General features: G+C 71.1%; 14 protein-coding genes. 3 read left to right on the top strand and 11 right to left on the bottom strand.

All coding sequences use genetic code 11. From position 1 onward, the window contains the following. The first annotated feature begins 17 nt into the window (after positions 1-17). Positions 18-1,085 (top strand): glycosyltransferase family 2 protein, encoded by a 1,068-nt coding sequence (locus KUM40_RS08305; protein WP_217164523.1) that lies wholly within the window; start codon positions 18-20, stop codon positions 1,083-1,085. Positions 1,086-1,091: 6 nt separating this feature from the next. Here KUM40_RS08305 and KUM40_RS08300 read toward each other — a convergent pair whose 3' ends face one another. The 6 genes from KUM40_RS08300 to KUM40_RS08275 all read right to left on the bottom strand — a co-directional run bounded on the left by KUM40_RS08300 (position 1,092) and on the right by KUM40_RS08275 (position 11,395). Then, entirely contained in the window at positions 1,092-2,744 is a 1,653-nt protein-coding gene (locus tag KUM40_RS08300; protein WP_308401088.1) for an LCP family protein, read from the bottom strand. A gap of 76 nt (positions 2,745-2,820) precedes the next feature. Further along, positions 2,821-4,578: an LCP family protein gene (locus tag KUM40_RS08295; protein ID WP_217164518.1), complete on the bottom strand. Its 1,758-nt coding sequence runs from the start codon at positions 4,576-4,578 to the stop codon at positions 2,821-2,823. A gap of 205 nt (positions 4,579-4,783) precedes the next feature. Next, entirely contained in the window at positions 4,784-6,499 is a 1,716-nt protein-coding gene (locus tag KUM40_RS08290; RefSeq protein WP_217164515.1) for an LCP family protein, read from the bottom strand. A gap of 176 nt (positions 6,500-6,675) precedes the next feature. Beyond that, entirely contained in the window at positions 6,676-8,415 is a 1,740-nt protein-coding gene (locus KUM40_RS08285; protein WP_217164512.1) for an LCP family protein, read from the bottom strand. Between the two features lie 239 nt (positions 8,416-8,654). Further along, positions 8,655-9,902 carry an LCP family protein gene (locus KUM40_RS08280; RefSeq protein ID WP_374227357.1) on the bottom strand — a complete coding sequence of 416 codons (1,248 nt, stop codon included), beginning with the start codon at positions 9,900-9,902 and terminating at the stop codon, positions 8,655-8,657. A 728-nt stretch (positions 9,903-10,630) separates the two neighbouring features. Continuing rightward, the gene (locus KUM40_RS08275; protein ID WP_217164511.1) at positions 10,631-11,395 is read right to left on the bottom strand and encodes a TIGR03089 family protein; all 765 of its coding nucleotides are present in this window, start codon (positions 11,393-11,395) and stop codon (positions 10,631-10,633) included. Between the two features lie 139 nt (positions 11,396-11,534). Between KUM40_RS08275 and KUM40_RS08270 the strand changes: the two genes are divergently transcribed. Beyond that, positions 11,535-12,827 carry a peptidoglycan recognition protein gene (locus KUM40_RS08270; protein ID WP_217164508.1) on the top strand — a complete coding sequence of 431 codons (1,293 nt, stop codon included), beginning with the start codon at positions 11,535-11,537 and terminating at the stop codon, positions 12,825-12,827. Positions 12,828-12,930: 103 nt separating this feature from the next. Then, positions 12,931-14,013, top strand: coding sequence for an NDP-sugar synthase (locus tag KUM40_RS08265; RefSeq protein WP_217164505.1), 1,083 nt, complete (start codon positions 12,931-12,933; stop codon positions 14,011-14,013). 64 nt (positions 14,014-14,077) lie between these two features. Here the strand turns inward: KUM40_RS08265 and tnpB are convergent, their stop codons facing one another. From tnpB to cofD, 5 genes are all read right to left on the bottom strand, one after another. Continuing rightward, positions 14,078-15,532, bottom strand: a complete 1,455-nt coding sequence (gene tnpB / locus KUM40_RS08260) for an IS607 family element RNA-guided endonuclease TnpB (protein WP_217164502.1) — start codon at positions 15,530-15,532, stop codon at positions 14,078-14,080. Continuing rightward, positions 15,529-16,104, bottom strand: a complete 576-nt coding sequence (locus tag KUM40_RS08255) for an IS607 family transposase (protein ID WP_217164499.1) — start codon at positions 16,102-16,104, stop codon at positions 15,529-15,531. The genes tnpB and KUM40_RS08255 overlap by 4 nt, the downstream gene beginning before the upstream one ends. A 262-nt stretch (positions 16,105-16,366) precedes the next feature. After that, complete coding sequence (locus KUM40_RS08250; RefSeq protein ID WP_217164496.1) at positions 16,367-17,356, bottom strand: DNA-3-methyladenine glycosylase; 990 nt, start codon at positions 17,354-17,356, stop codon at positions 16,367-16,369. 119 nt (positions 17,357-17,475) lie between these two features. After that, on the bottom strand, positions 17,476-18,807 hold the full coding sequence (locus KUM40_RS08245) for a coenzyme F420-0:L-glutamate ligase (RefSeq protein ID WP_217164494.1): 1,332 nt from the start codon (positions 18,805-18,807) through the stop codon (positions 17,476-17,478). Then, complete coding sequence (gene cofD / locus KUM40_RS08240) at positions 18,804-19,763, bottom strand: 2-phospho-L-lactate transferase (RefSeq protein ID WP_217164491.1); 960 nt, start codon at positions 19,761-19,763, stop codon at positions 18,804-18,806. The genes KUM40_RS08245 and cofD overlap by 4 nt, the downstream gene beginning before the upstream one ends. Between the last annotated feature and the right edge of the window lies 1 nt (position 19,764).

Here is a 19,764-nt window from a genome sequence, read left to right as displayed (position 1 = left end):
CGGTAACGTGAGCACCGATGAACGCCAAGTCCGACGTGCGGCCGCCCGCCGTTTCCGTGATCATGCCCGTCCTCAACGAGGAGCGGCACCTGCGCGGCGCCGTCCGCGCCATCCTCGCCCAGGAGTACGCCGGCGAGATGGAGGTCGTGATCGCCGTCGGTCCCTCCACAGACCGTACGGAAGAGATCGCCGCCGAACTCGTCAGCGAGGACCCCCGGGTCCACACCGTGCCGAACCCCACCGGCCGTACGCCCGCCGCGCTGAACGCCGCGATCAAGGCCTCCCGCCATCCGGTCGTCGTCCGCGTCGACGGCCACGGCATGCTGTCGCCGAACTACATCGCCACGGCCGTACGGCTCCTCGAGGAGACCGGCGCGCAGAACGTGGGCGGCATCATGCACGCCGAGGGCGAGAACGCCTGGGAGGACGCCGTCGCCGCCGCGATGACGTCCAAGATCGGCGTGGGCAACGCCGCGTTCCATACAGGTGGGCAGGCGGCGCTCGCCGAGACCGTCTACCTCGGCGTGTTCCGCCGCGAGGCGCTCGAGCGGCAGGGCGGCTACAACGAGGAGTTCATCCGCGCCCAGGACTGGGAGCTGAACTTCCGCATCCGTGAGGCCGGCGGCCTCATCTGGTTCTCGCCCGAGCTGAGGGTGTCCTACCGTCCCCGGCCGAGTGTGCGGGCGCTGGCCAAGCAGTACAAGGACTACGGCCGCTGGCGGCACGTCGTCGCCCGCTACCACTCCGGCTCCATCAACCTGCGCTACCTCGCCCCGCCGACCGCCGTGTGCGCCATCGCGGCCGGTGTCGTGGTGGGCGCCGCGCTGACCCCGTGGGGCTTCGTCGTACCCGGCGCCTACCTGGCCGCGATCGTCGCCGGTTCGCTCCCCGCGGGCAAGGGGCTGGGGCTGAAGGCGCGGGTGCGGATCCCGGTCGCGCTGGCGACCATGCACATGTCCTGGGGCTGGGGCTTCCTGACCAGCCCCAAGTCGCTGGCCAGGAGGGTCATCGCCTCGCGGCGCCCGGCGGTCCGGCCGGACACCACGGGGGCCTCGGATGCCGCGGACGCCACCGGTACGCGCTGACGTCCGTCAGGACCAGGTGAACGCCGGGTTCACGTGCATGCAGGCGCTGTCGTCCGCGCCGTTGAGGGCCTCGGCCGACTCCGGGATCTCGTTGTCGGCCTCGGGCGCCCGGTACGCCGTATCCTCGCGCCAGTCGGCGCCCACGACGAGCGTGACGCCCGAGACGTCCGTCGACCGCTCAACCGAACTCGCCGGGATGCCCAGGGACTTGGCGACGCGCCACGCGTCGCCCTCCAGGTCGGCGCTCGGGTAGCGGACGACCGTACGGTCCTCGCTCGGCAGCACCGAGGGGTCGGCGACGGCCTTGGCGAAGCCCTGCTCCACCAGCAGCCCGGCGACCGTGTTCGCGCGTCCGGGGGCCGCTCCGAGGTCGTCGGTGCGGGTGCCGTTGCGGACCTGGACCGCCATCTCGTCGTCGGGGGCCGCCGGGTCGGCCGGGGCCTTCGTCTCCGGCGCGGGGTCCTTCTTCTCCGCGTCCTTGCCGTCCAGCGCGATGTCCTCGCGCACCAGCCGGAACAACTGCTCCGCGTCCTCGGTCGGCTCCACGCGCTCACCCACGTACCGGTTGGGCATCGTGGTCATGGTGATGCGCTCGGGCTCCACCTTGCGCAGCTCGTCGCTGAGGTCGTACAGATTCTTGACGGTGTCCAGGCCCGGGTCGACGGTGAGTGCCTCGGTGGCCTCCTCGGCGAGCCTGCGCAGCTTGTTCGGGCTGCTCAGGGTCGCGTTCTCGCGCAGCATCCGGACCATCGAGTTCAGGTACATGTGCTGGGCCTTCGCCCGCGCCAGGTCGCTGCCGTCCTCGAAGCCGTACCGGGTGCGCAGCCACTGCAGGGCCTGCTCCCCCTTGACGGAGTGGGTTCCCTCCTCCAGCTTCAGGCCGGAGCCGTGGCCCTGGCTGTCGCGCGAGTGGATGTTGGCGTCCACGCAGACGGGGACGCCGCCGATGGCGTCGGCCATCGACACCACGCCCGCGAAGTCGACCATCACGAAGTGGTCGATGTGGATGCCGGTCAGCTCCTGCCAGGTGGCCACCGTGCAGCCGGGGCCGCCCCGTCCGAGGCTCTGGTTGGTCATCACCCGGCCCTCACTGGCCGGATAGACCTCGCCGTCGTCCGGGTCGGTGCACTTGGGTATCTCGAGCAGGGTGTCGCGCGGCATGCTGACCACCGACATGTTGCTGCGGTCGGCGGACAGGTGCACCAGCATCTGTACGTCCGCGAGCGGCGGGGAGCCGAACGTCTCGCGGGCGCCGCCCAGTTCCTGGTTCTCCTCGCTGTCCCGGGCGTCCGAGCCGATGACGAGGATGTTCAGCGGGGTCTGCCCGGCCGCGTTCGGCGTCGGCTCGGCGATCTTGTTGTCGCCCAGGTTCAGGGCGTCCTTCTTTATGTTGTCGTTGAGGTGCTCGTAGTAGAGGTAACCGGCGCCTGCCGTGCCGGCCAGGACCACGGCGAGCACCACCGCGGTCCAGCGCAGCGCACGGCGCCGCCGGTTCGGACGGTGCGGACGACGTTTGCCGGTCTCGTCCCCGCCGCCGACACCGTTGTCGTCGCCGTCGTCGGTACCGCCGCCGACACCGTTGTCCTCGCCGCCGTCGACACCGTTGTCCGCACCGTCCCCGACGGTGTCGTCCTCCCCCTGCACCCTGCTCCGCGTCACTTCCGCGTCCCTCCCCACCCCCGCGCCACCCGCGGGCCCGTCGCCGTCCTGTGAGACGTACGACAGGCCCCTCAGGTCAACTGGCGCACAGCTTCTCGTCGGCCGTGGACTTCTCCAGGTCCGGCGTCTTGATGGACGTGGCGTCGAGTTTGACTCCGGCGCCCTTGAAGTCCTTGCCGAGGGTGAGGGTCATGGTGGGCAGGCCCTGGGAGTTGGTGACGCTCTCGCCGGGCTTCATGGCGGCGCCGGACAGGCCGAGGATCTCGGCGAGGGCGCGGGCCTGGTCGGCCTGGTCGGGGGCGTACTCCAGGGTGGTCTTGGCGATCTCGGCGGGGGCGTTGCCCGCGTTCTCGGACTTGGTGACACCGGCATCCGTCTGGAGGTAGTTCAGCTCCTGCTGGGCGCTGCCGGCGGGGGCGCCGCCGTTGAGGACGCGGACGCGGACCTCGGAGGGCTCGGACTTCTCGCCCTTGAGGCGGGCGGCGACGGCGGCCGACTCCTTCTTCTGCTTCTCCTTCTCCTTCTGCTCGACCTCGGTGAAGGAGATGTCGTTCTTGATCATGTCGAACACCTGCGGCCCCTTGGCCTCGTTCACGACCACCGTCGCCTTGACCTTCTCGGTGGGGTTGTCGATCACCGGCACCGTGGTGAACGTGATGTTCTTCGTCGGCACCTTCTTCAGCTCCAGGGCCATGTCCTTGAGCGTGCCGACGTTGCCGAGGGCGCTGTCGACGGTGAGGGCCTTGGTCGCCGCCTCGGCCAGCTTCACCAGCTTGGTGGGGCTGGTGAGGGTGTCGCTCGAGGACATCTTCCGCATGAGCGAGCCCAGGAACTGCTGCTGCACCTTGATGCGGTCCAGGTCGCCCTCATTGCCGAAGGCGTGCCGGGTACGGACGAAGGCGAGCGCCTGCTCGCCCTCGACCGTGGACTCGCCAGCGGGCAGCTTGAGATGGGACTTCGGGTCGTCGACGGCGTGCTCCACGCACACGTCGACGCCGTCGACGGCGGTGGTCAGCGTCTTGACCGCGTTGAAGTCGGCCATCATGAAGTGGTCGGGCTTGATGCCCGTCGCCTCCTTCACGGTGCGCATGGTGCAGCCCGCGTCCCGGCCGAGGTCGCCGAGGCTCTGGTTGAAGCGGACGTCCGTGGAGCCCTGGATGACCTTCTTCGTCCCGTCCTCCTGAATGGTCTCGCATTCGGGGATGTCGACGATCAGGTCGCGGGGGATGCTGAGCGCGGTGGCGTTGGAGCGGTCCTTGGACACGTGCAGCAGGATGTTCGTGTCCGCGTGTCCGACGCTGCCCTTGTCGCCGTAGCCCTCGTTGCCCTCACCGGTTCGCTTGTCGGTGCCGATGATGAGGATGTTGAAGGCCTCGTCCTTCTTGAAGCTGCTGCTTCCGGCGGTGCCGACGTCCGTCGTCGAGACGTTGCCCTCGAGGTGCTTGAGATAGACGTACCCGCCGACACCCGCCACGAGGACGAAGAAGGCCATACTGCCGCCGGTCCACAGCAGGACCCTCTTGCCCTTCGACTTCTTCTTCTCCGGCCGGTGTCCGCGCCGGCCCGGCACCGGCTCCTCGGGCGCCGGACGGCGCCGCCGCTGGGGCGGCACCTCGCGGCCGGGAGCGGCCGTACGACGACGCGCCGTGCCGACGGAGCCGTCGGCGTCTGCCGAGCCCCGGGGGGAGTCCGGGGCGGCGCCGCGGGGTCCGGGGACGGGCGACTGCGGTGCGGAGGGCGACAGTCGCAGTTCGTATTCGCCGGTGCGTGGATTGAGTACCCACTGATCTGCGGGATCGACATCGTCTGCCCGCCCACGTCCTTGCGCGTCCACGGTCTCCCAATCCTCCGTCGGGGGCCACGCGGCACCTTCCCCCGAAGGCGCACGGTAAAGGGTCAACAAGTGCACGACGCCAGGGCGGACCTCGCGGCAGGGGCACCGGAGCGCTCACACTATCCGCCCGGTTCCGTGGCGAACGACACTGGTGTCTCATTCGCCACTCCTACAACAGGGCAATCCCTCCCATTTTCATGAACTCCTACCATCGGTAGGGCTTGTAGACATCCATGCACGTGGCGGCGTCCGAGCCGTTGAGGGCGTCGCTCGTTTCCGGCAGGTCTCCGGCCTCGGGTGTCTTCTGTTTCGGATAGGACGTGCCCGAGCGCCAGTCAGCTCCCACGACGAGCGTGATCCCCGACACGTCGGTGGACTTGCGCACCGCGTTCGCCGGAATCCCCAGCGCCTCGGCGACGCGCTGTGCGTCACCCGCCAACTCGGCGCCGGGATAACGGATCACGGTCCTTTCCTCGGAGAGCGCGGCCGAGGTGTCCGTCGTCGCCTTGGCGAAGCCCTTCTCCACCAGCGTCCCGGTGACGTCGCCGGCGCGGCCGGTGACCGGGCCGAGGGTGGCCGAGCGGGTGGCGTTCTGGACGAGGACGCCGATCTCGGAGTCGGCGGCGGGCTCGTCGGAGGGTTTGCCGGCGTCGCCCTCCGCGGTGGCGTCTCCTTCGGCGGCGTCCTTGCCGGAGCCCTTCTCGTCCTTCGCCTTCGTGCCCTGGTCGCCCTTGTCGTCGAAGGACACGTCGTCGCGGAGCATCGCCCACATCTTGTCGGCGTCGTCGGCCGGCAGCAGGTGGTTCTTGTCCTGAGGGTCCTGGACCGTGGGGATCGTCGTCATGGTGATGCGGTCCGTGGGCACCGTCTTGAGCTGCTTGCCCAGGTCGTACAGCTTCTTGACGGTGCCGATCTCCTCGGAGACCGTCAGCGACTTCGTGGCGGCCTCGGCCAGGTCCATCAGCCGGCCGGCGTCCGTGAACACGTTCTGACTCTTCAGCGTGCGGATCATCGAGTTCATGTACATGTGCTGCGCCCGGGCCCGCAGCGGGTCGCTGCCCCAGGCGTGGCGGGTGCGCAGCCACTTGAGCGCGTCCTCGCCCTGCACCTTGTGCCGGCCGGCCGTCATCTTCAGGCCCGAGCCGCCGGGTACGCCGGGCAGCGGGCGGTCCCACACGTTCTGGTTCACACACACCTCGACGCCGCCGACGGCGTCCGCCATCGAGACCACACCCGCGAAGTCGATCGTCATCCAGTGGTCGATGTAGACCCCGGTCAGGTTCTCCCAGGTGGCCAGGGTGCAGCCGGCGCCGCCCCGGGCCAGGGTCTCGTTGATGATGGCGTTCGTCGCCGGGAACTTCTCGCCGGTGTCGGGGTTCTCGCACGCGGGGATGTCGACCCGGGTGTCACGGGGGATGCTCACCACCGCGGCGCTCTTGCGGTCCGCGGCCAGGTGGATCAGCATCTGCACGTCGGCCAGCGGCGGGTTGTCACGGTGGTTCTTGCCCCCGCCCAGCGCCACGTTGGCGTCGGAGGCACGGCTGTCGGAGCCGAGCAGCAGGATGTTCATGGGCGTCTGTCCGGCCGCGTTCGGTTCGCTCCGCTGGGCCTTGGAGTCGCCGCTGCTGCGCTCGCCCTTCTCGATGTTGCCGTTCAGGTGCTGGTAGTAGAGGTATCCGGCGCCGGCCGTGCCGAGTATCAGGACCGCCAGGGTCGTCGCGGACCACCGGAGCGCTCGGCGGCGGCGCCCGGTCCGGCGCCCGGTCCGGCTCCGTTCGGAGCGTCTGCCGTCCCCGCCGGGCGGTCCTTGCCGCCCCGCCGTTCCCGTGCCGTCCTCGGCCCGGCCACCGGCGCGCCTGCCGCGGGCATGCCGGACCGCGTCCGTTCGCGTTTCCTCCCCGCGCACACTGTTCTGCGTCATGTCCCTCTCCCACCCTCGGGCCCGCGAACGTGCCCCTGCGCGCGACCTGTTCGCACAGTTGGACGTACGAAGCCTCTCGTTGGCTGTACGGCGGCCCCGGCGGATGTTCGCCGGGGGACCGGCCGTTCACCGATGGACGACTGTCGTACTGTCAGACGCTCGCGGGGCCCGTCAGGTCACTTGGCGCACTCGACCTTGTCCGCCGTGGACTGCTGGAGGTCCTCCGGCGCCTTCCCGGAGGTGGCGTCGAGTTTGACTCCGGCGCCCTTGAAGTCCTTGCCGAGGGTGAGGGTCATGGTGGGCAGGCCCTGGGAGTTGGTGACGCTCTCGCCGGGCTTCATGGCGGCGCCGGACAGGCCGAGGATCTCGGCGAGGGCGCGGGCCTGGTCGGCCTGGTCGGGGGCGTACTCCAGGGTGGTCTTGGCGATCTCGCTGGGGGCGTTGCCCGCGTTCTCGGACTTGGAGACACCGGCCTCGGTCTGGAGGTAGTTCAGCTCCCGCTGGGCGCTGCCGGCCGAGGCGCCGCCGTTGAGGACGCGGACGCGGACCTCGGAGGGCTCGGACTTCGTGCCCTCGAGGCGGGCGGCGACGGCAGCGTCCTCCTTTTTCTTCTTCTCCTTCTCCTTCTTCTTGACCTCGGTGAAGGAGACGTCGTTCTTGACCATGTCGAAGACCTGCTGCGCGGGTCCCTCCTTGAGGACGACGGTCACCGGCGTCTCCTCGGCCGGGTTGTCCTTCACCGGCACCGTGGCGAACGTCAGGTTCTTGGTGTTGAGCTTGCCCAGTTCCAGACCGAGGTCCTTCAGCTTGCCGATGCTGTCCAGTTTGGAGTCGACGGTGAGCGCCTTGGTGCCCGCCTCGGCCAGCTTCACCATCTTCGTCGGGCTGGTGAGCGTGTCGTTGGACTTCAGCTTGCGCATCAGCGAGCTGAGGAACTGCTGCTGGAGCTCGATCCGGCTCAGGTCGCCGCCGAAGCCGACGGAGTGCCGGGTGCGGACGAAGGCGAGGGCCTGCTCGCCCTCGACGGTGTGCTTGCCCGCCGGCAGGTTCAGGTGCGAGTCGGGGTCGTTGATGTCCTTCGCCAGGCAGATCTCGACGCCGCCGACGGCCGAGGTCAGGGTCTTGACCGCGTTGAAGTCGGCCACCATGAAGTTGTCGGGCGTGACCCCGGTCAGCTCGGTGACGGTGCGCATGGTGCAACTGGGCGTACGGCCGCTCTGGCCGAGGCTCTGGTTGAAGCGGACGCCGGAGGTGCCGGGGATGACCTTCTTACTCCCGTCCTCCTGCGTGGTCGGGCAGTCGGGGATGTCGACGATCAGGTCGCGGGGGATGCTGAGCGCGGTGGCGTTGGAGCGGTCCTTGGACACGTGCAGCAGGAGCGTGGTGTCGGCGTGGCCGGCGCTGCCGGTGTCGCCGTAGCCGTCGTTGCCGGAGCCGGTGCGCTTGTCGGTGCCGATCAGCAGGATGTTGATGGCCTCGTCCTTGCGGAAGCCGCCCGTGCTCGCGCCGTCGTCGGGGAGGGACTCGATGTTGCCGTTGAGATGCCGCAGGTAGAGGTACCCGGCCGTGCCGACGGCGAGGATGACGAATGCCATCGTGCCGCCGGTCCACAGCAGGATCTTCTTGCCCCTGGACTTCTTCTTCGACTTCTTCGCCGGCCGCCGGCGGTCGCGCCGTCCCGGTGGAGGCTCCTCGGGCGTCGCACGGCGCCTGCGCGGTCCGGGAACCTCACGCTCCGGCGTCGGCGTCGGCGTCGGCGTCGGTGCCGGGACGGGCGTGGCGCGGCGCTGGCCGGGGACCGGTGACTGCGGTGCGGAAGGGGACAGTCGCAGCTCGTAATCGCCGGTGTCCGGATTGAGTACCCACTGGTCTGCGGGGTCGATGTCTTCCGCCCGCCCACGGCCTTGCGCGTCCACGGTTGTCCGAATCCTCCGTCGGGGCCACGCGGCGCCCTCCCCTCGGGGCGCCCGGTCTCACTCAACTCACACCGGATCACTCACACTAACCGCCCCGTTCGGCGCGGGGCGATGGCGGTGACACATTCCACGAACCTTACAACTGGGCAATCCGGCCCATTTATTGGACAACTGTCCGTAGTTTCGGGCCCTCCCTTGTGCACGCCTTGCACACGCCTTGCCCCGTCTTGGAATGTGCTTTACCCGCAGATGTCCTCCGCGGCGGTGTTCCCGCTGAACGTCGGCGCCGGAGAATCGGCGTCGCCGGGTTCGCCGGGTTCGCCGGGTTCGCCGGATTCGCGGGGCTCGCCGGGAATTGCGGAAGCGCCCTCCGGGTCCCGCGAGGACGCGGCGATCGCCACGGGTTCGTCCGTCCGCAGACGGGTGAAGAGCTTCTCGGCGTCGGGCTGCACGAGTTGGTCGCGATTGGGGTCGCCCGTGTACGACTCACGGGGGACGGTCAGGAATTGCACGCGTTCGGTGGGAATCCCACGCAGCCCGCGCACAAGGTCGTACAAACCACGCAGACTCGCCAGATCCGGGTCAGTGGTGAGAGACGACGTGGCCGCGTCCAGAACGGGATACAGCTTCACCGGATTCAGCAGTACGTCATTGCTCTGCACCTTGTTCACGAGCGCGCCGAGAAAACGCTGCTGCCGGTCCATCCGGTCGGTGTCGCTGCCGTCCCCGAGCGACTTCCGCGCGCGGACGTAACCGAGCGCCTGCTCCCCGTCGAGCGTCACCCGGCCCGCGGGCAGTTTCAGTTCGGCGTCCTTGTCGTCGACCGGCTTTCGCAGGCAGACCTCGACGCCGTCGAGCGCGTCGACCATCTCCTTGAAGCCCTGGAAGTCGATGACCACATGGTGGTCGATCCGGATGCCGGTCAGCTTCTCCACGGTACGGATCGAGCACGCCGAGCCGCCCACCTCGAAGGCGTAGTTGAACTGCTCGAACACCGGCTCGGTGCGTGACCCGTCCGGGCGGTGGCAGCCGGGCACGTTCACCATGAGGTCGCGGGGGAGGGAGACGGCGGTGGCGCTGTCCCGGCCCGCGGACAGGTGCAGCAGGATCGTGGTGTCCGACCGCTCGGTCCCGGAGTCCCGCCCGTAGCGCGCGTTGCCGTCTCCGGACCGCGAGTCCGACCCGATCAGCAGGACGTTCTGCGCGCCGCGCACCAGGGAGGTGGGCCGCTCCTTCTCGTACCGGGCGAGTTCGGCCGCCGCCGCCTCGTCCGACGTGATGTTGCCGTTCAGCTTGGCGTACACGGCCCACCCGACGCCCACGGCACCCGCGGCCAGTACGACGACCACGACCCCGGCCAGCCCCAGCCGCCGCCTCCGACGCCGGCGCCGCAGGCCGCGCCCGGTCGCGGACGCTCCATGTTCCAGGCCCCCGTCGCCGCCCCCGTCACCCCCGCCGGAGGCCGCCGTGCCCGCGTCGTCGCCCACGTATCCCTCCGTCCCACGCTCCTACGACCATGCCCCGAACGGACACCGGGGGTGGAACGGGGCTGAGCCGAACGGGTCACGACGACACCGGGCGCCACGGACGACACGCGGGCCCACATCCGCACACCCGCCGCCCCGCGAGCTTCCGCCCCCACCCGATCTGCGGCTGCTCGCCCCCTCGGCTATGGGCAGTCGTGCCTCCCCCGGTGCCTGAACGCCGTGGGAGGTACCCGCAGGCGCAGGGCGGCACGGGTGGGCGATGAGGGGCCTCCCGCCCTCGCCCTCGCCCTCGCCCCCGCTCGAGCGAAGCCGAGAGTGGGGGCGGCGCCCCGTCAGTGCCGGGCCGCGCGCGCCGCCCCACCATGCGCCGACGCCGACGCCGACGCCGACGCCGGGTGCCCGGTCTGCGGGGCATCGACTCTGGGCACCCCGCTCTGCGGGGGCATCGACGTTGGACACCCTCACCCTGCGCCGGCACCGGTGCCGGGTGCCTTGCTCCGCTCGGGCATTGATGCCGGGTGCCCGTTTTGGCGCGGGCGTCGATGCCGGGCGCGCCACTCCGCTCGGGCATCGATGCCGGGCGCCCCGCTCCGCGTCGGTACCGATACCGGGCGCCGGATCAACGCCGGGTCACCGTCTCCACGGCCCGCCCTCACCTCAACGTCGGGCGGCCACCGTCCTCACCCTGGCCCTCACCTCAACGCGCGATCCAACCACTCGCGGACACCTCACCGCGCCGTAGCCGAAACCCGCTCCGACTCGATCCGCTGGTCCACCACACCCGCCCCGGCCAGCTCCAGGTTCCGGCACAACACCACCGACCCCCCACTCGCCAGCGGCCCGTACAACCCCGCGCTCAACCCCTCCCACGTGTCGTACGCCAACCCCGACAGAATCCGCGCCCCCGGCCCCGTGAGCCCCAGCCCCGACGCCTCCGCCCGAGCCCGCTCCACGACCTCCGCCCCGCTGAACTCCCGCCCGGCCACGATCAGCGCCGGCTCCTCCGGGTCCACCGGCGCGTACGGCACGAACCGGTCCCCCTGCCCCGGCACCTCCACCGCGTAATCGGCGAAGCCCTCCGGCGGCGCCGGCGCGAACCGCCCCCCGAGCGGCCGCAGCGCCAGCGCGATCCGCGAGCCCGAACACGCCCGAGCCGCCTCCAGCGACTGGGGCTCCGGACCGCTCACGACCACATCCGCCGCCCCCGCGTCACCCGCCACGTCGGCGACGACACCCACCGACGCGCACGCCATCAGCCACACCGCCGTCTGCCAGTGCGCGGGCAGCAGCAGCGCGACCCGGTCGCCGGGTTCGACGGACAGTTCGTCCTGGAGCAGGTTCGCGGTCTTGGCCACCCAATTGGCGAAGGTGGCCACGGACAGTTCGACGCGTTCGCCGGTGGCGTCGTCGTAGAAGGTCACCAGGGGGCGCACCGGGTCCGCGGCGAGCGCGGAACTCAGCAGGTCGGCAGGGGTACGGTCGGTCGCGTTCATCCGCGCAAGCGTACGCGGGCCGGGCGACGCGCACCGGGCGGACGGCGTATCGCACGACCACCGGATCGGACCAAAACACCCTACGGTCCGTCAGATTCCAAATAGACATATTTGTCTGACGATGTCCAGGATCAGGGGCATGCGTGGATTCCTTGCTTCCTCGATCGGTGTCACGTGCGCGGCGGCCCTGGCCCTCCCGCTCACCCCGCCCACGACCGGTGCAACGGCAACGGCAACGGCAACGACCCGGGCCGAGGCCTACGCCCCCGGCGGCACCCAGTCGCTGCCCCTCGCCCCCCTCGCCCGCGACCGCACACCCGGCGCCGCCGAACAGGGCCTGCCCCGCCGGGACGTACGGCACTTCTCCCTCGTCGGCGTCATCTGGGACAACCCCGCCACCGAACTCCACGGCCGCGTAGAGGTCCGTACTCGCGCCACCGCCACCGGCACCTGGTCCGGCTGGCAGGAGCTGGAGACCCACACCGCCGATCACGCCGCCGACCCCGGCACCCCCGAGAGCACCTCGGGCCGGGTCCGCGGCGCCACCGCACCACTGTGGGTGGGTGAGTCCGACGGCGTCGAAGTACGGGTACGCGCGGAGAACGGCCCCGAGACCACCCGTACCGTCCGGACCGCCTCCCGGCTCCCCACCGGCCTGCGCCTCGAACTCGTCGACCCCGGCGAGGGCACACCGCCCGCACCCGCACCCGCCCCTGGACCGGGGGAGGGGACCCGCGCCACGGCGACGACCGGCGCCACCGAGATCCCGGCCCTGAGCCGCGCGCGGACCCGGGCCGAACTCCCCGCACGGCAGAAGGCCAACCCGTACGTCGGCGCCCGCCCGAACATCACCACTCGCCGCGGCTGGGGCGCCGACGAGACACTGCGCGAGAAGGAGTTCGTGTACACGAAGAAGGTCAAGGCGGCCTTCGTGCACCACTCGGACACCGGCAACAACTACCGCTGCTCACAGGCGCCGTCAGTCATTCGCAGTATCTACCGCTACCACGTCAACAGCATGGGCTGGCGTGACCTGGGCTACAACTTCCTCGTCGACAAGTGCGGAAAGATCTACGAGGGCCGGGCCGGTGGCGTGTCCAAGGCGGTACTGGGCGCGCACACCCTGGGGTTCAACTCCAACAGCACGGGAATCGCCGTACTCGGCACCTACAGCTCCAAGAAGCCGTCGTCGGCCGCCGTGAAGGCGATCGCCCGGCTCACCGCGTGGAAGGTCGGGCTCTACGGCATGAATCCGCGCGGGAAGACATCGCTGAAGTCCGGGGGTGGCAACCTCTACCGAAAAGGTAAGAAGGTACGACTGAACGTCATCTCCGGTCATCGCGACGGCTTCGCCACGAGCTGCCCCGGCAAGAAGCTCTACGGCAAGCTCGGCTCGACCCGTTCGAAGGCGGCGGAGTACCAGGGCCGCTGAGGGCGGAACACCGCACGGTCATCGAAGGCGCCACGGAACGGTCTGCATACACTGGCCGGCCGAAAGACAGTTCGGCCGGTCCCGGCAGGAAGCAGAGACGACGGTGACAGAAGCGATCCTCCTGGTCGGCGGCAAGGGCACACGGCTGCGCCCGCTCACGGAGCACACGCCCAAGCCCATGATCCGGGCGGCCGGAGTACCGTTCCTCACGCATCAGCTTGCGCGGGCGAAGGCGGCCGGCGTCGAGCACATCGTGCTCGCGACGAGCTACCTGGCCGAGGTCTTCGAACCGTACTTCGGTGACGGCTCGGCACTGGGCCTGCACCTCGAGTACGTCACGGAGGAGGAGCCGCTCGGCACGGGCGGCGCGATCCGCAACGTGGCGTCCCGGCTGCACTCGGGGCCCGACGAGCCGGTCCTGATCTTCAACGGCGACATCCTGACCGGCCTCGACATCGGTGCGCTGGTCCGCACTCACGAGACGACGGGCGCGGACGTCTCCCTGCACCTGACGCAGGTGACCGACCCGAGGGCGTACGGCCTGGTCCCCACGGACGACACGGGCAGGGTGCTCGCCTTCCTCGAGAAGCCCCAGACCCTCGAGGAGATCGTCACCGACCAGATCAACGCGGGCGCGTACGTCTTCCGCCGCTCGGTCATCGACACGATCCCGGCGGGGCGCCCCGTCTCGGTCGAACGCGAGACCTTCCCCGGACTCCTCGCCACCGGTGCGCACCTCCAGGGCATGGTCGACTCCACGTACTGGCTGGACCTCGGCACCCCGGCGGCCTTCGTACGCGGCTCGGCGGACCTGGTCCTGGGCCGCGCCCCGTCCCCGGCGATACCGGGCCGCTGCGGCGACCGCCTCGTCCTGCCCACGGCACGGGTCGCGCCCGACGCCAAGCTGGCCGGGGGCACGGTGGTCGGTGAGGGCGCCTTCGTGGCGGAGGGGGCGCGCGTCTTCGGCAGCACGATCCTGCCGGGCGCCGTCATCGAACCCGGCGCCGTCATCACCGACTCCCTCATCGGTCTCCGCGCCCGCGTCGGCACCCGCTCGGTCCTCGCCGACACGGTCATCGGCGACGGCGCGGTCATCGGCGCCGACAACGAACTCCGCTCCGGCGCCCGCATCTGGTGCGACGCCCACATCCCCCCGGCATCCTTGCGCTTCTCATCAGACACGTAACCGTTACTCAGAGCCTCAGCGGCTCCCAGCATTCCGGGCATTTCGGCCAGGAAGGTCCGTCTCGTCACCAGAGCGTGAGGGCTTCGGCTTGAGTACGGTCTCTCGTTTCTGTCTGCCGTTGCTGCGGCAGGGTCGCGCCACCTGCCCGCCCCGTCTCCGCCTTGCGGCGGGGGCGGGTGGTGCGGGTCCTCTGGTCGGCTCCACGAGGCTTCGACACCGCCGGGGCGGTGTCCTGGTCTCCGGCCACTCCGGTACCAGTGGTGCTGGTTGCCGCGAGGGCGGCGAGGTTGAGTGCGGCGTTGTCGTCCCGGTCGATGACCAGGTGGCAGGCGTCGCATTCGAAGGTCCGGACGTGCAGCGGCAGCTTGGCTTTCACCGCGCCGCACCCGGAACAGGTCTTGGAGGAGGGGTACCAGCGGTCGGCGGCCAGGATGCGGCAGCCGTGGCGCTGGGTTTTGTAGGTGAGCTGGTGGCGGATCTCACCGAATCCGGCGTCGGCGATCCTGCGCGCGAGACGCCGGTTGCGGAGCATCCCGGCGACGTTGAGGTCCTCGACGACGACGGTGCCGTACTCGGCCGCCACGCTCGTGGTGAGCTTGTGCAGGGCGTCGTCGCGGAGGTTCGCGACCCGGTGATGCACCTTGTTGCGGGCGGCGTTGGCCTTCTCCCACCGCTTCGACGGCTTCTGCCCGGTCCTGCGGTCGGGGCCCCGGCGGCGGGACACGACGCGGGAGGTGCGGCGCAGCTGCTCACGCGCCCGGTCGTAGTGCCCGGGGTTGGGCACGGTGCGGATCTCGCCGGAGCTGTCGGCCATCACCGCGAGGCTCTTCACCCCGAGGTCGATACCGACCGCTGCACCGGGCCGGGCGACGCGTTCGAGGTCGCGCTTGGCCTCGGCCTGGAAGGAGACGAACCAGCGTCCGCGCTCGTGCCGCACGGTCGCAGACAGGATCCGCGCCGTCCCGGCCTGGACGCGGGTGAGGAGCTTCACCGTGGGCTCATGGGTGCGGATCACGCCCAGCCTCGGCAGCGTCACGTGCCGGCCGTCGGCGTCCACGCGGATCGCGCCGGTCGTGAACCGGCAGGACAGGCGTGCCTTCCGCTTCGGCTTGAACCGGGGCATGCCCATCGCACGGCCACGGCGCTTGCCCTGCTTCGACTTCGCGTAGTTGTCGAACGCGGCGGCAGCGTTCGCGAGACCGGTGGAGTACGCCTCCTTGGAGTTCTCCTCCCACCACGCGGCGAACCTGGGGTCGGTGTGCTTGGTCTCGTTGAACGCCTTCCGCAGGGCGGGCAGCGACCACGGCCGCCACTCCGTCAGCTCCGCCTCGGGAATCCCGTAGGACTCCTCCGCGCGGCGCTGCCACCACGACGCGGTCACCCAGCCGACAGCCCAGTTGTACGCGGCCCGCGCCCCGCCGCAGTGCGAGCGCAACGCGCGCTCCTGGGCGGCGTTGGGGTCCAGGGCGAAGCGGAACGCCTGCACCACGAACCCGGGCTGCGGCTGGAACTTCTTCACTCGGCGGCCTCGCCGGTCGCTACGGCCACCGCTCGAGCGGCCCGGTTCTTCGCCGCCCGCCGTCCGTACAGGCGCGCGCACATCGAGGTGAGCACCTCGGTGATGTCCCGCACCAGGTCATCGGCCCTCTCGGCGGGGTCGAGGACGACCAGACGCCGCCCGGACGCCGACAGGACGGCCTCCAGGTGCTCGACCCCGAACCGGGCCAGCCGGTCACGGTGCTCGACCACGATCACCGCGGCCTGCGGGTCGGACAGCAGCCGGTGCAGCTTGCGGCGCCGCCCATTCAGCCCCGAACCGACCTCGGTCACGACTTCCGCGACCGGCAGGCCAAGACCAGTGGCCCCCTGGACCACGCGGGCCACCTGCCGGTCAAGGTCCGGCTTCTGGTCCGCCGACGAGACCCGGCAGTACGCCACGACCCGACCGGACGTCTCCGGGGCAGGCTCGTCGACCAGCCACGTTCCGGATGGCGTCTGGCGCACCGGGACCGGCATACGGCCCTCTTTCGCCCACGCCCACGCGGTCTGGTAGTGCACGCCGTTGCGCGCCGCCCACTCGGAAAGCTTCACACGATCAAGATAACAGATGAGAAAGGCTGAGATTCACTGATGAATCACGCAGCAGTTGGTAGCCCCCACCCCGACCGCGGGGCACTCGTGCCGTCCCCGCCCCCCCGCTGCGGGCAGTCGTGCCTCCCCCAGTGCCTGAACGGCCTGGGAGGTACCCCCAGGGCGGCACCCGTCCCAAAGAGAGCGGCACCCGGCCAGCACCGGCCCGCGTCCCACCCCCGCGCCCGCATCCACACCGGGCACCCAACCAGCCCCGGCCCAGTTACAGCCGTTCGATCCCCCGCGGAGCCATCCGCGGCGCCCGCCGCCCCGGCACCCGCCCGCTCAACAACACCAACCGAGCCGCCCGATGCCGCTGCCCGGCATACGGCTCCAGCAGCCGCAGCATGACGGAGTCGTCCGCGTACCGGTCCCCGCCCAGCGCGAACCCCACGATCCCCGGCAGATGCAGATCCCCCACCGTCACCACGTCCGGCGCCCCATGACTGCGCTGCACGGTCTCCGCGGACGTCCACGGCCCCACCCCCGGCACGACCTCCAGCCGCTCCTGCGCAGCCGCCGGCTCCATCCCCGACGCCTCCTCAAGCCGCGCAGCGACCCGCACGGCCCGCAGGATCGTCGACGCCCGCTTGTTGTCCACCCCGGCCAGATGCCACTCCCAGGACGGGATCAGCGCCCACGTCCGGGCCGCCGGCATCACACACATCCGCCCGGGCGCGGGCCCCGGCGCCGGCTCCCCGAACTTCCGTACGAGCAGCCGCCACGCCTGGTACGCCTCCAGCGTCGTGACCTTCTGCTCCAGGATCGACGGGATCAACGACTCCAGCACCAGCCCGGTCCGCGTCAGCCGCAGACCCGGCCGACGATGCCGCGTCACCGCCAGCAGCCGGTGCCTCGGCACGAACGCGGAGGGGTCGTCGTCGGCGCCCAGCAGCCGAGGCAGCCGCTCCAGCAGCCACTCCGCCCCCGGCCCCCAGGCCTCACCCCGTACCTCACCGCCGCGCGCGGTGATCCGCAGGGTGCCGGGCCCGGCGGGCGTCCGGCTGGCCCGCCACACCGACCCGTCCGGCATCGTCCGGAACGTCGGATCGCCCGGCCCGCGCCGCAGCGGACCGAGCACCAGACCCAGGTCCAGCGGCCCGTCCGGCACCCACACCCGTGCCTCGCCCGGCGCGGCGGCCTGCCGGGGCACGCCGGTCTCCCCGCCGCGCACAGTGGCACGCGTCGGCCGGGGAGCGAAACGTCCTGCCACGAGTGAGGTCCTTGGGGAGGGAGGAGGGGAGGAAAGAGAGAGCCCTGAGCCCTACGAAAATCGAGAGCCCTAAGCCCTAAGCCCTACGAGACAGAGACAGCCCTACGAGAGTAGAGGGCTCACCGCACCTCGATGAACGCCCCCGCATCCCGCTCCGCCCGAGCCTTCGGCTCCTGTGCCGGATGTCCGACCGCCACCGCACCCATGGGATCCCAGTCGCCCGGCAGCCCCAGCACCTCCCGTACGACGTCCCGGCAGAACATCGTCGAGGACACCCACGCGGAACCCAGCCGCTCCCCGGCGAGCGCGACGAGCAGGTTCTGCACGCCCGCGCCGGTGGCGACCACGAACATCTCCCGCTCGGCCCCGTCCCGCCGCGCGTCCCCGTACGTGTGCGAGCCGTCCATGACCAGGCAGGGGACGACGAGGTAGGGCGCGTTGCGCAGGACGTCGCCGCGCCGGACGCGCTTGGCGACGGACTCCTCGCTCTTGCCGTCCCGCCGCAGGTCCGCGATCCAGGCGTCCCGCATGGCGTCCAGCAGCCGGGTGCGGGACTCCTCGGACTCCAGGAGTACGAAGCGCCACGGCGTCGTGTGGTGCGGCGCCGGCGCGGTCACGGCCGCGGCCACCGCCCGGCGCACGGCACCGGGATCGACCGGCTCACCGGTGAAGACCCGTACCGTACGCCGCTGGGTGACCGCCTGGCGTACCGCCTCCGAGGTGCCCAGCCGGAACATGTCGTCGCGCGCGCCCCGCAGCATCGCCCGCGCGCCCTCACCCTCGTCCTCGGCGACCACCTGCGGCAGCCCGCGCACGACGGCGACGGGCAGGCCCGCGGCCTTTCCCTTGACCAGGTCGCCCGCGGCGGCCAACTCGTCGGCCGTGGCGACGACGGTGGCGCCGAGCGGATTGCCGTGCGCGTCCGTGCCGCCGCGCAGGTCGTCGAGGACGCGGACGCCCGCGGCGCCGATCGCCACGTCCGTGAGCCCCGCCCGCCAGGGGCGCCCGAACGTGTCGGTGACGACCACGCCGACGTCCACGCCGAGCGTGTCGCGGAGTCCCTCGCGCAGGGCGCGCGCGGACGCGTCGGGGTCCTCGGGGAGGAGCAGGACGGTCCCGGACGGGGTGTTGGAGGCATCGACCCCGGCCGCCGCCATGACCAGACCCTGACGGTTCTCCACGATGCGCAGCGGGCCGCGCCGGGCCACCACCCGTACGGTCTCCGCGTCGATCGCGGCCTCCCGGTCGGCGGCCTCGACGACCCGGCCCTCGGCCTTGGACACGATCTTGGACGTGACGAGCAGCACGTCCCCGTCGGCCAGCGCGGGCTCGGTGGCCGCGATCAGCTTGGCGAGGTCGTCGCCGGGCCGCACCTCGGGCAGGCCGGGCAGTGCCCACACCCGGTAGCCCGCGCGGTGGGCGGGAGCGTCGTCGCGTGTCTCGTCGCTCACGCCTCCCGCGCCTCCTCCGCCAGCGTCAGCGCCTCCCGGGCCATCTGCGCCGTGGCGTCGAGGTCGCTCATCATCAGCGGTACGGCGCGGCAGAGGATGCCGGCCGCCTTCACGCGGGTGACGGCATCGGCGTCGACGGTGTCGACCAGCCAGCCGTCGAGCAGGCCCGAGCCGTAGTGCTCGGCGACCGCAGCTGCCGTGGACTCCACGCCGACCGCGGCGAGCACCTTGTCGGCCATCCCGCGCACGGGCGCGTCGCCGACGATCGGGGACAGGCCCACCACGGGCACCCCGGCGTCGGCGATCGCCTCCCGGATGCCGGGCACGGCGAGGATCGTGCCGACGGACACGACCGGGTTGGAGGGCGGGAAGAGGATCACGTCCGCCTCCGCGACGGCCTCCAGCACGCCGGGTGCCGGCTTCGACTGTTCGGCGCCGACCGGCACGACCGCCTCGGCGGGGACGGAGGCGCGCAGGCGCACCCAGTACTCCTGGAAGTGGACCGCCTTGCGCTCCCCGTCCAACTCGACGGCGACGTGTGTCTCCACGCGGTCGTCGGTCATCGGGATCAGCCGCACGCCGGGCTTCCAGCGGTCGCACAGCGCCTGCGTCACCGCGCTGAGCGGAAAGCCCGCGGTGATCATCTGGGTCCGCACGATGTGCGTGGCGAAGTCCCGGTCGCCGAGGCCGAACCACCCGGGCCCGACGCCGTACGCCGCCAGCTCCTCCTTGAGGTGGAAGGTCTCGTCGGCCCGCCCCCAGCCCTGCTCCTCGTTGATGCCGTCGCCGAGGGTGTACATCACCGTGTCGAGGTCCGGGCAGACCTTCAGCCCGAAGAGGTGGATGTCGTCCCCGGTGTTGCCGATGACGGTGATGTCCGCGTCCGGCGCGGCCTGCTTGAGACCACGCAGGAACCGGGCACCGCCGATGCCGCCTGCCAGAACCACAATGCGCATG

The organism is Streptomyces sp. AC512_CC834 (genome assembly GCF_019049325.1).
GTDB lineage: Bacteria > Actinomycetota > Actinomycetes > Streptomycetales > Streptomycetaceae > Streptomyces.
The sequence above is the reverse complement of the archived record's forward strand: the minus strand, read 5'-3'. Positions and strand labels throughout refer to the sequence as shown.

What these genes read in the sequence shown, in the direction of transcription:
- KUM40_RS08270 (WP_217164508.1), top strand. Translation starts at nt 11,535, where the DNA reads ATGCGTGGATTCCTTGCTTCCTCGATCGGTGTCACGTGCGCGGCGGCC.
- cofD (WP_217164491.1), bottom strand. Translation starts at nt 19,763, where the DNA reads ATGCGCATTGTGGTTCTGGCAGGCGGCATCGGCGGTGCCCGGTTCCTG.
- KUM40_RS08305 (WP_217164523.1), top strand. Translation starts at nt 18, where the DNA reads ATGAACGCCAAGTCCGACGTGCGGCCGCCCGCCGTTTCCGTGATCATG.
- KUM40_RS08275 (WP_217164511.1), bottom strand. Translation starts at nt 11,395, where the DNA reads ATGAACGCGACCGACCGTACCCCTGCCGACCTGCTGAGTTCCGCGCTC.
- KUM40_RS08290 (WP_217164515.1), bottom strand. Translation starts at nt 6,499, where the DNA reads ATGACGCAGAACAGTGTGCGCGGGGAGGAAACGCGAACGGACGCGGTC.